Below are 14,187 nucleotides of genomic sequence, written 5' to 3'. Positions count from 1 at the left end.
ACGGTGGCCGCGCTCTCGTCGGCAACGACGAGCAAGACCACCGCGCTACACCACTATCGGGGGCTCAACTCATAGAAGAATCTGGGCACCCCTCGGCAGACGTCACCATCGGACGTCAGCGTGGGGTTTGCCAGCAGGGGCGAGGTCGGCGGGCAGTTCTGGTTGTCCGGTTGGAAGGGTGGACAAACAGAACTACCCACTCATGCAGGTTCTACCGAGAGGTTAGATTGCGGCGACAGCCGAACGAACAGCCTCAGCCATGGACGTGGCCGGGCGTCCGATAAGCCTGCTCAGGTCTCCAGAGTTCACCAGGAGGTCTCCGCGGGCTATTCCCAGATCAGAATCAGCGAGGATTTCCGCGCCCCCCTCGGGCACTCCGACCCTGACGAGCATTGCGGCGTATTCGCGCGGCGGCAGATCCTGGTAGGAGATGTGCTTGCCGGCCGCGGCGCTGATCTCTGCCGCAAGCTCGGCCATGGTGAACGGCTTGTCACCGCCGAGCTCATAGATCCTGCCGGCCTGGTCGTCGGCCAGCAGCACCGCGGCGGCCGCCTGGGCATAGTCTGCGCGGGAGGCGGCGCTCACCCGACCATTGCCGGCACTGCCGACGAGGGCACCCTGAGCGAGCACGCCCGGCAATTGGTCGGTGTAGTTCTCCAGATACCAGCTGTTGCGCAACAGGACGAAAGGAACGCCGGACTGCTCCAGGAGGGTCTCGGTGGCTTGGTGCTCGACGGCCAGCTTCATCCCACTGCCGTCTGCGTTGGCGATGCTCGTGTAGGCGACCAGCTGGCTACCCTCGCGCTGAGCGGCCTCGATCACGGAACGGTGCTGCTCCACCCGCTGGCCCACCTCGGAACCTGAGATCAGGAGGACTTTGCTGGCCCCCTTCATGGCCTTTCCTACGGAGGCCGCGTCGGTGTAGTCCATCTTCCTCACGTGGACACCGCGCTGTGCCAGATCCGCGATCTTGTCAACTGCACGCCCTGCGGCCACAATCTCCTGCGGCGGAACGTTGCGCTCCAGCAGTGTCTCCACGACCTGGCGGCCAAGCTGGCCGGTAGCTCCGGTGATAACGAGGCTCATGATGTCCTTCCATGGGGTCCTTGACGGAAGGTATAACCACCCCACCTTTCGATTACTTCCGAAAAGAGGGTACGCACTTCTCAGTAAGGTACTGATATGAAAGTTAGTGATTCTGCATCCGGGGGTGCGTGAGGCGGGGGGCTGGTTGGCGCGGGCGGTGTACCCGCCACGCTGCTTGTGGGCGCGTTCGGAAGCCAGGGCTTGGCGGGAGCCTCGCCCGTGGGCCCACCAACCACCACCGTCGGGGATTCTCCCGAGCTTCTTCACATCCAGGTGGATCATGTGCCCGGCCCATCCGGCCCGGATACGTTGGGGTGGGCGTGGCAGGTTCTCCCCGGACGGGGTGAGATCACGCAGTCCTGCTTCGCCCTCAGCACGGTAACGGGCCACCCAGGTGGCCACAGTGGGCCGGGAAACCCGGAACTTTGCAGCCACGTGAGCCTGGGGCACACCATCGTAAAGATGACGGTGCACCATCCGCAGAAGGCCGGTCGGGGTCAGGGGTGCATGAGCGTGGGTCATGAACGGGCTCTCTCGTACGGGTGGGTGGTGTAGGAACTTCCATCCCGCGACGAGCAGCCCGCTCCTCATCTCACCACCACACCCGTGCCAACAACCCCATCCCCCACAACAGCTAGGAAGCACCCTCATCGGGCCCGCGTCACTCGTGAACGGCGGCGCTCCGCGCCTCGGATCCCAGGTGCGGACCCGCCGTTCGCGCGCGGTCGTCCCATCGGCGGAGGGCGGCGCGCCGGATGAGCCACCGGCTCACGAGCTGCAGGAGCAGCCCCGCGGCGAACGTCACGGCCATGAACGGGCGGTCGATGTCGAGCGGTAGGACCACGGCCGCCATGCACACCGCACCGAGCACGATGAACGCGGCACGAGCGATGCAGCGGCACTCGGTGCGCCAATAACCACGGGGCAGCCGCACGACCCGTCGGCATATGGCGAGCACCGCGAGCCACCCCGTTCCCAGTGGAACGGACAGTTGCGGGTACGTGAGTCCGGCGTCGCCCGGCAGGGCGATCACCGCGCCTCGAGCCACCACCTGGTTGGCAAGGATCAGGGCCAGGGTCACGGCCAGGGCGTCCAGCAGTATCGACGTCAGGGGGCGGGACAGCCATCGCGAAGGCCGCGCCGGTGGTGTCCCGGTGGCGTTCGTAAGGCCGATGCCGTCCGAGAGCCACGGCCCGTGCGGGAGCCCGGCTCCTATGGACGGCCCGTTCGCCAGCCCGGCCCCGAGGGACAGCACGGGCCCGTTCGAGGCGTGGGATGCTGTCGCTGGTCGGGACCCGGTGACGCCGGGGAGGTCCCGTGGGATGCGCGCACCACGACGCACGATCTCGACCATCCGGGCCACCTCCCTCTCCACGCGCGCGGCCGACGTAACAGGGTACATCCAGATGCTTGAGGGTGTCCCTATTTGTATGATCGCGGCCCTCCCGCGAGCACACCCCTCCTCACCGGACCGACGTCCCCTCACCCGATCCGCCGTAGAGTGAGGGGCGTGCACCCCGCTCTCGTCCTGGCCTCGCAATCACCGGCGCGCGCGTCCCTGTTGGAGCGCGCGCACATCCCGTACCGCGCCGTCGTCTCCCACGTGGACGAGGACGCCCTCGTGGCCGCGGAAGCCCCCGAGACCCCCGCAGAGACCGCCTTGCTACTGGCACGGGCCAAGGCGGAGGCCGTCGCAGCGCTTCCGGAAGCGGAGGGGCGGCTCGTGCTGGGTTGCGACTCCGTGTTCGAGCTCGACGGCGCCCCCTACGGCAAGCCGTACGAGCCGGACATCGCGATCGAGCGCATCAGCGCCATGAGCGGGCGCACGGGCACGCTGCACACGGGCCACTGGCTCGTGGATGCGCGCACGGGCGAGGCTTCCGGCAACGGCCTGGTCTGTTCCGCGGACGTGCACTTCGCCACCATGACACGCGCGGAGATCGAGGACTACGTGGCCACGGGTGAGCCCCTCCAGGTCGCAGGCTCCTTCACCCTGGACGGGCGGGGATCCCAGTTCATCGAACGGGTGGACGGGGATCCGAACGCCGTGATCGGGCTGAGCCTGTCCACCCTGCGTACCCTGCTCGCCGGGGTAGGGATCCGGGCGTCCTCGTGGTGGGGTGCCGCAGCACAGGGCGGGGCGCAATGATTTGTAGATCTTCCACAGTTACCGCACCGCGGTGCCCCCGCGCTTAGGCGTTCCCCGGCACGGGGCACTAACCTTTCGGCAGAGAGTCGACAAGGAGCTATCACGTGACAACCACCTCGCGGCAGCAAGAGGCCGCCACCGCAACCCGCCCCGTCACCAAGGTCCTCGTGGCCAACCGAGGGGAGATCGCGGTGCGCGTGATCCGCGCCGCGCGCGACGAGGGCATCGCCTCCGTGGCCGTCTACGCGGACCCGGACCGGGATGCGCTGCACGTGCGCATGGCGGACGAGGCGTACTCACTGGGCGGGACGACCGCCGCGGACTCCTACCTGCGGATCGACAAGATCCTCGACGCCGCTCGACGCGCCGGTGCTGACTCCGTCCACCCCGGTTACGGGTTCCTGTCCGAGAACGCGGAATTCGCCTCCGCGGTGATCGCGGCGGGACTCACATGGATCGGCCCTCCCCCGGCGGCGATAGCCCAGCTCGGTGACAAGGTCGCGGCCCGCCACATCGCGGAGAAGGTCGAGGCGCCGCAGGTCCCCGGCACCGCCGACCCGGTGTCCTCGGCCCAGGAGGTCCTGGACTTCGCGGACGAACACGGCCTACCGATCGCGATCAAGGCCGCCTTCGGTGGTGGCGGCCGTGGCATCAAGGTGGTGCGTGAGCGCGACGCGATCCCCGAGCTCTACGAATCGGCCGTGCGCGAGGCTACCGCCGCGTTCGGCCGCGGTGAGTGCTTCGTGGAACGGTTCCTGGACGCACCCCGCCACGTGGAGACCCAGTGCCTCGCGGACCAGTTCGGCAGCGTCGTCGTGGTGTCCACGCGCGACTGCTCGCTGCAGCGGCGCAATCAGAAGCTCGTGGAGGAGGCACCCGCGCCGTTCCTGTCGGACGAGCAGATCGAGCGGCTCTACGAGTCCTCCAAGGCCATCCTCAAGGAAGCCCAGTACCAGGGCGCGGGGACGTGCGAGTTCCTCGTGGGCCAGGACGGGACGATCTCCTTCCTGGAGGTCAATACGCGCCTACAAGTGGAGCACCCCGTGTCGGAGGAGGTCTCGGGACTGGACCTGGTGCGGGAGCAGTTCCGCATCGCCCGCGGTGAGGCTCTCGGCTACGACGACCCCGAGATCCGCGGGCACAGCTTCGAGTTCCGGATCAACGGCGAGGACGCTGGCCGCAACTTCATGCCCTCCCCCGGCACGCTCACCACGTTCACCGTGCCCTCCGGGCCGGGCGTGCGCGTGGACTCCGGCGTGGAGGCCGGCGAGACCGTGGGCGGGAACTTCGACTCGATGCTCGCCAAGCTCGTGGTGACCGGTGCGACCCGCACGCAGGCCCTCGAACGGTCCCGCCGGGCCCTGCAGGAACTGACGATCGAGGGCATGCCCACTGTCGTCCCGTTTCACCGGGCCGTGGTGAGCGATCCCGCGTTCGCAACCCCGGACGACACCCCCTTCACCGTGCACACCCGGTGGATCGAGACGGAGTTCGACAACCGGATCGAGCCCTTCACCGTGGCACCCGAACCCTCGGCGGACGAACCCGAACGGCAAAGTGTCGTCGTGGAGGTGGGCGGTAAGCGCCTCGAGGTGACCATGCCGCAGCTGGGAGGTGCGGCCCGCCCGGACGCGGCCCAGCCCAAGGCACGCAAGCAGCGCACCGGACGCGGCACGGCGGCCCGCGGAGCCTCGGGGGATTCCCTCTCCTCACCCATGCAGGGCACGATCGTGAAGATCGCCGTGGCCAACGGGGACGAGGTCTCCGAGGGGGACCTGATCGTGGTGCTCGAAGCCATGAAGATGGAGCAGCCGCTCACCGCCCACAAGTCCGGTGTGATCAAGGACCTGGACGTGTCCGAGGGGGACACCGTCTCCGCCGGCACCGTGCTGGCCTCCATCACGGGCTGACGCCCCGGCGCATCGCCTTACGGGGCCGGGGCGTCGCCCCGGAGCCCCCACCAATCCGTCGTAGCGGCCCCGGTTCGGAACAGGACCGGGGCCGCTACGCACCCGCTCGACGACGAGACCGGCCCAGCACACGAACTGAGGGACGTCGAGGTTCCATCTCAGAATGTGGACGCCAGAATTCACCATGCGGTATGGCCGGTCTTATCTTGAAGGCATTTCGCCCCTGAGTCCCTGTGAGGTTCTTCATGTCTTCCACCGTGTCCACCGTGGATCCGGGATCCCCCGCGGAGCAATCACGTGTGCCCCGCAGTCGCGTGATCCTGGCGTCCCTCGCGGGAACCACGATCGAGTTCTACGACTTCTATGTGTACGCGACCGCTGCGGTGGCCGTGTTCCCCGCCCTGTTCTTCACGGGCGAGAACGACACCGCCAAACTGCTGGCCTCCATGGCCACATTCGCCGCCGCGTTCTTCGGCCGGCCCATCGGCTCCGTAATCTTCGGTCATTACGGGGACCGGATCGGGCGTAAGGCCACCCTGATCGGCGCACTGCTGACCATGGGTATCGCCACGTTCCTGATCGGCCTGCTGCCCACGTTCTACCAGATCGGCATCTGGGCTCCCCTGATCCTCACGATCCTGCGCTTCTGTCAGGGCCTGGGACTGGGCGGCGAATGGTCCGGTGCCTCCCTGCTCGCGACCGAGTACGCGGAGGAGGGCAAACGGGCCCGCGCCGCGATGTGGCCGCAACTCGGCGCGCCGTTCGGGTTCATCCTGGCCAACGGCTTCTTCCTGCTGCTGACGGTGGTCATGCAGTTCGGCACCGCGGGTCACCACCTGGGCACGGGCCACCCGTTCCTGGTGTGGGGCTGGCGGATCCCGTTCCTCGCGTCCGTGGTCATGGTCCTGCTGGGCCTGTGGGTGCGGATCAAGCTCGAGGAGACCCCGGTGTTCCAGCGCGCGGAACAGCAGGGTGAGAAGGTCAAGGCCCCCGTGGCCGAGGTCTTCAAGACGTCGTGGGTGCAGATCATCCAGGGCACGTTCATCATGCTCGCCACGTACGTTCTGTTCTACCTGATGACCGCATGGGTGCTGTCCTACGGAATCGGCAAGCCGGAGACCGGTGGCTTGGGCATCGAGTACCGCACGTTCCTGATCCTGCAGTTGCTCGCCGTGCTGCTGTTCGCCGCCATGGTCCCCGTCTCGGGCTGGCTCGCGGACCGCTACGGCCGCCGCTCCTCGCAGCTCGTGATCACGAGCCTCATCCTGCTGTTCGGCCTGAGCTTCGCCCTGATCATGAACCCCGACCTCGTGGGCACGGGCGCGGATGCGTCCCTGCTGCGCGTGCTGGTCTTCCTCACGATCGGCATGACCCTCATGGGCCTGACGTTCGGTTCCATGTCCGCGATCCTGCCCGAACTGTTCCCCACGAACGTGCGCTACACCGGTTCGGGCATCGCGTACAACGTCGCGTCCATCCTGGGTGCGGCGATCACCCCCTACATCGCGGTCCTGCTCAACGCGCGCTTCGGCGTGGGCGCGGTGGGCCTGTACCTGTCTTTCGCCGCCGTCATCACGCTCATCGCGCTGTGGTTCTCCCCCGAGACCCGGCACGTGAACATGTACACCGTGGGCACCAAGGCCGCCACGTAGGCCTTCCGCTTCCACGGACGACGACGCCGCGGTGACCTTCCGTACGAAGGTCACCGCGGCGGCGTCGTACCCGGGGTGCGAACCGTGCCCGGCCGGAACGAGCGGTGCAGTCAGCGGTGGACATGCAAGCGGCGCGCGGCCTCCGCGATCGTGCCGGACAGGGACGGGTAGACCGCGAACGTGTCGGAGAGGTCGTCCACGCCCAGGCGGTGGGTCACCGCGAGCGCGATCGGGAAGATCAGCTCGGAGGCGCGCGGTCCCACGACCACGCCGCCCATGACCGTCCCGCTGCCGCGGCGGGCGAAGATCTTCACGAAACCGTCGTCCACGGCCATCATCTTGGCGCGCGGGTTGGTGGACAGCTTCATGGTCATGCCGGTGAACATCGTGGGATCCGCCTCGACGTCCGACTGGGAAATGCCCACGGAAGCGATCTCCGGGGACGTGAAGATGTTGGACGCGACCTCGCCAGTGTGCAGAGGGTGCACGGTGTCACCCAGGATGTGGGCCACGGCGATCCGGCCCTGCATGGCGGCCACGGAGGCCAGGGGCAGCACGCCCGTGCAGTCACCGGCGGCGTAGATCCCGGGGACGGACGTGCGGGAGACCGAGTCCACCTTGATGTGACCGCGCTCGTCCATGGCGACCCCGGCCTCCTCGAGACCCATGTCCGCGGTGTTCGGGATTGAGCCCACGGCCAGCAGGCAGTGCGAACCGCGCACCTTGCGCCCGTCAGAGAGCGTCACGCGCACGCCGTCCCCGGTGTTCTCCACGGAGTCGGCGCGGGAGCGGGACAGCACGCGCAGACCGCGGCGCTCGAAGACGTTCTCGAGCACCTGGGCGGCATCGGTGTCGGAACCGGGCAGCACCTGGTCGCGGGACGAGATCAGGGTGACCTCCGAGCCCAGGCCGTTGTACGCGGAGGCGAACTCGGCGCCGGTGACACCCGAGCCCACCACGATCAGCTTCTCGGGGATCTCGGTGAGCTGGTAGATCTGCTTCCAGTTGAAGATCCGCTCGCCGTCAGGCTTGGCGGTGTCCATCTCCCGGGGGTGCGAGCCCACGGCGAGCAGGACGACGTTCGCGTGGAGTTCGTACTCGGCGTCGTCGTCGGAGGGGCTGACCACCACGGTGTGCTGATCGGCCAGGCGGCCGCGGCCCTGCACCACGCGCACGCCCACGCGCTCCAGGCCGCGCTTGATGTCACGGGACTGCGTGGCGGCGAGGCGCAGCAGGCGCACGTTGACGGTGTCCAGGTCCACGCGGAGGTTGTTCAACTCCTCGCTCGCGTCCTGACCGTCCCCCACGTGCACGCCCAGGTCCTTGGCGTCCGCGAACCGGTTCATGGTGTCCGCGGACGCGATCAGGGTCTTGGAAGGGACCACGTCCGTGAGCACGGCGGAACCGCCCATGCCCTGCTCCTCGATCACGGTGACCTCCGCACCGAGGGACGCGGCGACCAGTGCGGCCTCGTAACCACCGGGGCCGCCGCCGATGATCACGAGCTTCGGATTCGCAAATTCAGTCTGCACACTCACGGTCCCCATTGTTGCAGCATTTACCACGGGTGCTACCGCCCATGATGGTGGTCCGGGTCTTCCGCGGGCCGGTTACGAGTGGCCGAGTCAGCGAACACACGTCGTAGGAGGAGACATGTCCACCGTCGCTCTCGTTGTCGTTCTGGGCTTCGTCCTTTTCGTCGTCCTCGTCGTCGTCCTGGTCGTCGGGGTGGTTCTCACGGCCTCACTCCGCCGGCAGCGCCCGCCCGCGTCCGATCCGGCCCCTCCGCTCAATGGCCACGTGATGCGGGGTGCACCTCCCGCCGATCGTTGAGGACGACCCCTTGCCGGCAGGACCCTTGCCCGGGCCTTTCACGTCCGAGCGGTGGATCGCGGCTTAGAGTGGTGCCCGTGACTGAGAACGCAACGGCTTGCACGGATCCCTTCGACCTCGCCCGCCGCGCCGCGGACGTCCTGCGTGAGCGCACCGGCGTGCAGAGGCACCGGATCGCCCTGACCCTGGGCTCCGGGTGGGGCGGTGCCGCGGACCTCATCGGTGAGACCGAACACGAGATCCCCGCGACCGAGATCCCCGGCTTCTCTGCCCCCGCCCTGCAGGGCCACGGCGGCACCCTGCGTTCCATCCGGCTCACGAACGGGGATCACGCCCTGGTGATCGGGGCGCGCACCCACTTCTACGAGGGCAAGGGTGTGCGGGCCGTGGCCCACGGCGTGCGCACGGCCGCCGCGGCCGGAGCCGAGATCATGATCCTGACGAACGGATGCGGCGGACTGAACCCCGCATGGGCGCCCGGGACCCCCGTGTTGATCCGCGATCACATCAACCTCACCGCCCATTCCCCGCTCGAGGGCGCCACCTTCGTGGACCTCACCGACCTTTATTCTCGGCGGATGCGGGACATCGCCCACCAGGTGGACCCCGGACTCGACGAGGGCGTTTACGCCCAGTTCACCGGACCGCACTACGAGACACCGGCGGAGGTTCGGATGGCCAAGGTGCTCGGGGCGGACCTCGTGGGCATGTCTACGGCGCTCGAGGCGATTGCCGCGCGCCACGCCGGCCTCGAGGTGCTGGGGATGTCTCTCGTGACCAATCTCGCGGCGGGGATCAGCGACGAGCCCCTGTCCCACGAGGAAGTGCTCGAGGCCGGCCAGGCCGCCGGTCCCCGGATCTCCCGGCTGCTCGCGGACGTCGTCGCGAAGTTGTGAGAACGCGCGCCGGTTCGGGTGCTCGATATCGACGGAATGTCGGCAAGTTCCGGTCCCAGGCACTAGACTGGGCGCAGGAACGTAATGGGCCCGCCGCGGCGGTCTGAAAGGGTGAACTCATGGTCAGAAGAGCCGAAACACACACGAGCGATCAGTACTCCGCTGGGCGCACGGTGGAGGATGGCAGCCACGCGGTGACCGAGGACCACCGGGCCGCCCGCTCCGACCACGATTCCGCGTCCCGCCGCAAGCCGCAATACTCTGGCCAGGACGACGTCGTGAAGAACGCCATCCTCTTCGGCGGCGGTTTCATCACCATCCTGGTGAGCCTTTACCTCTTCGCGTCCTACCCGGACAGCTGGTTGTTGTTCCTGCTCGGGATCCTGGCCTACGGTCTGGCCCTCATGGTCCCCACCACGATCCTCAACGGCAGCACCGCCAAGCACTCCACGGGTGGCAAGGAAGTCACCCTGGACCTCCCGCGCGACGCCTCCGAGATGGCCCGCCAGCCCATCGGAGCGGGTCAGCTCCAGGACAACGTGAGCCACTGACGCACCACATCCACGACAGCCCCGCTCGTCCACCCGGATGAGCGGGGCTGTTTCCGTGTGCGGGCCTGCGACGACGCCGCGCCAAGGTACCCGGGGTGAGTCAGTACCCGGGCGAGGCGGAGCCCGGACGGGGCCGCGCTATCCCTACTGCGAGACCTCTTCCGTAGGTGCCTGTACCGGAGGGAAGATCGCGTCCAGCACCTCCCGTGCCCATGCGAGGATCTCCCCGTCCACGAGGTCCTTGCCCCCGATCCGCGCGGTCTTGGGTTTGGGGATCAGCGCCATGCGGGTGTCCGTCCCCGGGACCGACTTCACCTGCGCGCCCGGGTACATCCGGGTCAGGCGCATCTCGCGGGACTCGGTGAGCTCGGCCGGCGAGAACCGGATCATGGTGCCCTGGGTGGCCACGTCCGTGAGACCCGCGGCGCGCGCCCTGATCCGCAACCGGGCGACGTCGAGCAGGTTCTCCACCGGGGTGGGTAGCGGGCCGTAACGGTCCTTGAGTTCCTCGCCGGCCTCCGCGACGGCTTCTTCCGTGGCGGCGTTCGCGATCGTGCGGTACGCCTCGAGCCGCAAGCGCTCACCGGGCACGTAGTCGTGCGGGAGGTGGGCGTTGACGGGCAGCTCGATCTTCATCTCGGCGGGACCCGTGTCCTGGTCGCCGCGGTACTCGGCTACGGCCTCCCCCACGAGCCGCAGGTACATGTCGAAGCCCACGCCCGCGATATGTCCGGACTGTTCCCCGCCCAGCAGGTTGCCCGCGCCGCGGATCTCGAGGTCCTTCATGGCCAATTGCAAACCCGAGCCGAGCTCGTTGTGGGCGGCCACGGCCTTGAGCCGTTCCAGTGCCGTCTCGCTGAGCGGTTTCTCCGTGGGGTACAGGAAATAGGCGTAGGCACGTTCACGCCCACGGCCCACGCGACCGCGCAACTGGTGCAGCTGCGACAGCCCGTAGCGGTCTGCGTGGTCCACGATCAGCGTATTGGCGTTGGCGATGTCCAGGCCCGTTTCCACGATGGTGGTGCACACCAGGACGTCGAACTTCTTCTCCCAGAAGTCCACGATGATCTGCTCCAGGCGCGACTCGCTCATCTGCCCGTGGGCCACCGCGATCCGCGCCTCGGGAACGAGTTCGGCGAGCGCTTTGGCCTGCGCCTCGATCGAGGAGACACGGTTGTGGATGAAAAACACCTGGCCCTCGCGCATGAGCTCACGCCGGATGGCCGCGGAGACCTGCTTGTCCGTGTAGGGCCCCGCGTACGTGAGCACGGGGTGGCGTTCCTCGGGCGGGGTCGCGAGCGTGGAGGTCTCACGGATGCCCGTCATGGACATCTCCAGCGTGCGCGGGATGGGGGTCGCGGACATGGCCAGGACGTCCACGTCCGTGCGCATGGCCTTGAGCTTCTCCTTGTGCTCCACGCCGAAACGCTGTTCCTCGTCGATGATCACCAGGCCCAGGTTCTTGAACTGGGTCTCCTTGGAGAGCAGTCGGTGGGTCCCGATGACGACGTCGATCGCGCCGGAGCGCAGTCCTTCGAGCGTGGCCTTGGACTCCTTGGCGCTCTGGAACCGGGACAGCGTGGCCAGGCGCACCGGGAAGCCCGAGAAGCGTTCGGCGAAGGTCTCGGTGTGCTGCTGGGCGAGCAGCGTGGTGGGCACGAGCACGGCCACCTGTTTGCCGTCCTGCACGGCCTTGAACGCCGCGCGCACCGCGACCTCGGTCTTGCCGTAGCCCACGTCCCCGGAGATCAACCGGTCCATGGGGATGGGCCGTTCCATGTCCGCCTTGACCTCGTCGATCGTGGTGAGCTGATCCGGGGTCTCCACGTACGGGAAGGCCTGTTCGAGTTCGCGCTGCCACGGGGTGTCCGGGCCGAACGCGTACCCCTTGGACGCCATGCGCGCCGAGTACAGCCGGATCAGCTCGTTGGCGATCTCCTTGACGGCCTTCTTGGCGCTGCGCTTGGTCTTGTTCCAGTCCGCGCCACCCATCTTGGACAACGACGGCGCTTCCCCGCCCACGTACGTGCTCACCTGGTCGAGCTGCTCCGTGGGCACGAACAACCGGTCCCGGGGACCGTTGCGCTTGGACGGCGCGTACTCGAGCACGAGGTACTCGCGCACGGGCTTGGGTTGACCCGGGGCAGTCATGGCCCCGGCGATCGGTCGCTGCACGAGTTCGATGAACTGCCCGATCCCGTGCTGCTCGTGCACCACGTAGTCGCCCTTCTGCAGGGCCAGGGGGTCCACCTGGTTGCGCTTGCGCCGCTGCGGCAGTTTGCGCTGGGCCCGGTTGTCGTAGGCGGTGGAACGCCCGAGCACGTCCGCCTCGGTCAACAGGGCGGTGCGCGTGGCCTCGATGACGAACCCGCGTCCGGCGCGGGCCGTGGTCAGTTCCACGAGACCGGCCCGGGGCACCTTCGTGAGGCTGTCGCACCGGGCGGCGGGGATCTCCGCCCCGTGCAGCAGCTCGCCCAGCCGCTGCAGCGGTCCGGGGCCGTCCGTGACGAGCACGACCCGCCAGTCGTCGTGCACGCGCTCCCCCAGGAAGCGCAGCATGGCCTCCACGTCCCCCGAGAACCGGGTGGGTTCGCGCGCCGTGACGGTCAGGGTGTCGGCGTCGGTGTCCGCGAGCCGGACCTCCTCGTCCGCGGTGTCGGCGTCGATCTGGGAGGTCGTCACGGCGTTGACGTTGAGCCCCGTGACGGACCACCACCCCACCGACCGGTCGAGCGCGAGTTCCCGGACCTCCCCCACTGTGTGGAAGGACCCGGCGGCGAGCGTGCGGGACGCGCCGTCGTCGGCGTCGAGCGCGGCGTGCAGGTCCAGCGGGGCGTCGTTGCCGCCCGAGGCGGACTCCCACGCGGCCGTGAGGAACTCCTGGTTGGTGGCCACGAGGTCGTGCGCGCGGGCCCGGACCTTCTCGGGTTCGAGCACCACGGTCATGGAGCCTTCGGGCAGCAGGGACATGAGCTGGACCATCTCGCCCGCGAGCAGTGGCGCGAGCGATTCCATGCCCTCCACGTACTGCCCGCCAGCAATACGCTCCAGGATCTCGCGCCCGCCCGGCAGCTGTTCCTTGAGCTCGGCGGCGCGCGACTGCACCGACGGGGTGATGAGTAGTTCGCGGCACGGCGGCGCCACGATCACGGACGGGTGTTCGGCATCGGTCAGCGTGCGCTGGTCCGCGACCGCGAACCACCGCATCTCGTCGAGCTCGTCCCCGAAGAACTCCGCGCGCACCGGGTGGTCCTCGGTGGGCGGGAAGACGTCGATGATGCCACCGCGCACCGCGAACTCACCGCGGCGGGTCACCATGTCCACGCGCGAATACGCTGCCCCGGCAAGACGTGTCACGAGCTGCTGGAAGTCGTACTCCTGGCCCGTGCGCAGCGTCACCGGTTTCATGGCACCCAGCCCGGCGACCACGGGCTGCAGCACCGAACGCACCGGCGCCACGACCACGCGCAGCGGCTGTTCCCCGTCCTGCGCGTGGTCCAGGCGCCGCAGCACGCTCAATCGCTGACCCACGGTGTCCGAGCGCGGCGAGAGTCGTTCGTGCGGCAGGGTCTCCCAGGACGGGAAGTTCGCGATCTGCTCGGCGGGCACGTAGGACGCGAGCCCCGACTGCAGTTCCTCGGCCTCACGTCCCGTGGCGGTCACGGCAAGCAGGATCGGGGTGGACCCCGCGGAACCGCCCTTGGCCCCGTCGGACGACGACGCTGCCCCGGCCCCGTCCGCGAGCCCCCGCGCGATCTGCGCGAGCACCGGCGCGCGCAAGCCGTCGGTCGCGCTGATGATCGTCTCGGCGGAGCGTTCCGTGAGCGGCCGGGCGGCCTGCGCGCGGATGTTCGCGAAGCTGCGGTCCTCGGAGAGCGCGGTGAGCAGACCGGTCAGGGACATGGGTGGCTGACTCCTGGTGGGTGCGGTGATCGGGACCTGTGGTCCCGCGCCCATGACGGGCGCGACGGAACGCGCTACAGCCTACTCGGGACGTCGGACACGATCCCCCGCGAGCGCCCCGTCCGGACCATGCCCTCGCAAGAAGTGCACCGGGTCGGCCGGACTCACGCGAGGTCAGCCCCGTACGCGAGCGCGCGGACCCGACAC

At 68.5% G+C, this 14,187-nt stretch carries 10 protein-coding genes and 1 pseudogene; 6 read left to right on the top strand and 5 right to left on the bottom strand.

All coding sequences use genetic code 11. The features are described 5' to 3' along the window. Nucleotides 1-222: 222 nt before the first annotated feature. The 3 genes and pseudogenes from RF646_RS12395 to RF646_RS12385 all read right to left on the bottom strand — a co-directional run bounded on the left by RF646_RS12395 (nt 223) and on the right by RF646_RS12385 (nt 2,440). Entirely contained in the window at nt 223-1,086 is an 864-nt protein-coding gene (locus tag RF646_RS12395) for an SDR family oxidoreductase (protein ID WP_368836128.1), read from the bottom strand. 183 nt (nt 1,087-1,269) lie between these two features. Further along, nucleotides 1,270-1,608: pseudogene (locus RF646_RS12390) on the bottom strand (helix-turn-helix domain-containing protein); the annotation flags it as partial. Between the two features lie 139 nt (nt 1,609-1,747). After that, nucleotides 1,748-2,440 (bottom strand): hypothetical protein, encoded by a 693-nt coding sequence (locus RF646_RS12385; protein WP_368836127.1) that lies wholly within the window; start codon nt 2,438-2,440, stop codon nt 1,748-1,750. 156 nt (nt 2,441-2,596) lie between these two features. On the opposite strand from RF646_RS12385, the gene RF646_RS12380 reads away from it, so the two are divergent. The 3 genes from RF646_RS12380 to RF646_RS12370 all read left to right on the top strand — a co-directional run bounded on the left by RF646_RS12380 (nt 2,597) and on the right by RF646_RS12370 (nt 6,797). Then, nucleotides 2,597-3,235, top strand: coding sequence for a nucleoside triphosphate pyrophosphatase (locus RF646_RS12380; protein WP_368836126.1), 639 nt, complete (start codon nt 2,597-2,599; stop codon nt 3,233-3,235). Between the two features lie 104 nt (nt 3,236-3,339). Beyond that, entirely contained in the window at nt 3,340-5,145 is a 1,806-nt protein-coding gene (locus tag RF646_RS12375; protein WP_368836125.1) for a biotin carboxylase N-terminal domain-containing protein, read from the top strand. A gap of 245 nt (nt 5,146-5,390) precedes the next feature. After that, nucleotides 5,391-6,797, top strand: a complete 1,407-nt coding sequence (locus RF646_RS12370) for an MFS transporter (RefSeq protein WP_368836124.1) — start codon at nt 5,391-5,393, stop codon at nt 6,795-6,797. 110 nt (nt 6,798-6,907) lie between these two features. Here the strand turns inward: RF646_RS12370 and RF646_RS12365 are convergent, their stop codons facing one another. After that, nucleotides 6,908-8,344 (bottom strand): NAD(P)H-quinone dehydrogenase, encoded by a 1,437-nt coding sequence (locus RF646_RS12365; protein ID WP_085106941.1) that lies wholly within the window; start codon nt 8,342-8,344, stop codon nt 6,908-6,910. Nucleotides 8,345-8,450: 106 nt separating this feature from the next. On the opposite strand from RF646_RS12365, the gene RF646_RS12360 reads away from it, so the two are divergent. From RF646_RS12360 to RF646_RS12350, 3 genes are all read left to right on the top strand, one after another. Then, nucleotides 8,451-8,630, top strand: coding sequence for a hypothetical protein (locus RF646_RS12360; RefSeq protein ID WP_368836123.1), 180 nt, complete (start codon nt 8,451-8,453; stop codon nt 8,628-8,630). Nucleotides 8,631-8,707: 77 nt separating this feature from the next. Further along, the gene (locus tag RF646_RS12355) at nt 8,708-9,526 is read left to right on the top strand and encodes a purine-nucleoside phosphorylase (protein WP_085106998.1); all 819 of its coding nucleotides are present in this window, start codon (nt 8,708-8,710) and stop codon (nt 9,524-9,526) included. Nucleotides 9,527-9,645: 119 nt separating this feature from the next. Beyond that, complete coding sequence (locus tag RF646_RS12350; RefSeq protein WP_098053338.1) at nt 9,646-10,077, top strand: hypothetical protein; 432 nt, start codon at nt 9,646-9,648, stop codon at nt 10,075-10,077. Between the two features lie 144 nt (nt 10,078-10,221). Here RF646_RS12350 and mfd read toward each other — a convergent pair whose 3' ends face one another. Next, nucleotides 10,222-13,980 carry a transcription-repair coupling factor gene (gene mfd / locus RF646_RS12345; protein ID WP_368836122.1) on the bottom strand — a complete coding sequence of 1,253 codons (3,759 nt, stop codon included), beginning with the start codon at nt 13,978-13,980 and terminating at the stop codon, nt 10,222-10,224. Between the last annotated feature and the right edge of the window lie 207 nt (nt 13,981-14,187).

The organism is Kocuria sp. CPCC 205261 (genome assembly GCF_040981025.1).
GTDB lineage: Bacteria > Actinomycetota > Actinomycetes > Actinomycetales > Micrococcaceae > Kocuria > Kocuria marina.
Note: the sequence above shows the minus strand (reverse complement) of the source record. Positions and strands in the feature narration are given on the sequence as shown.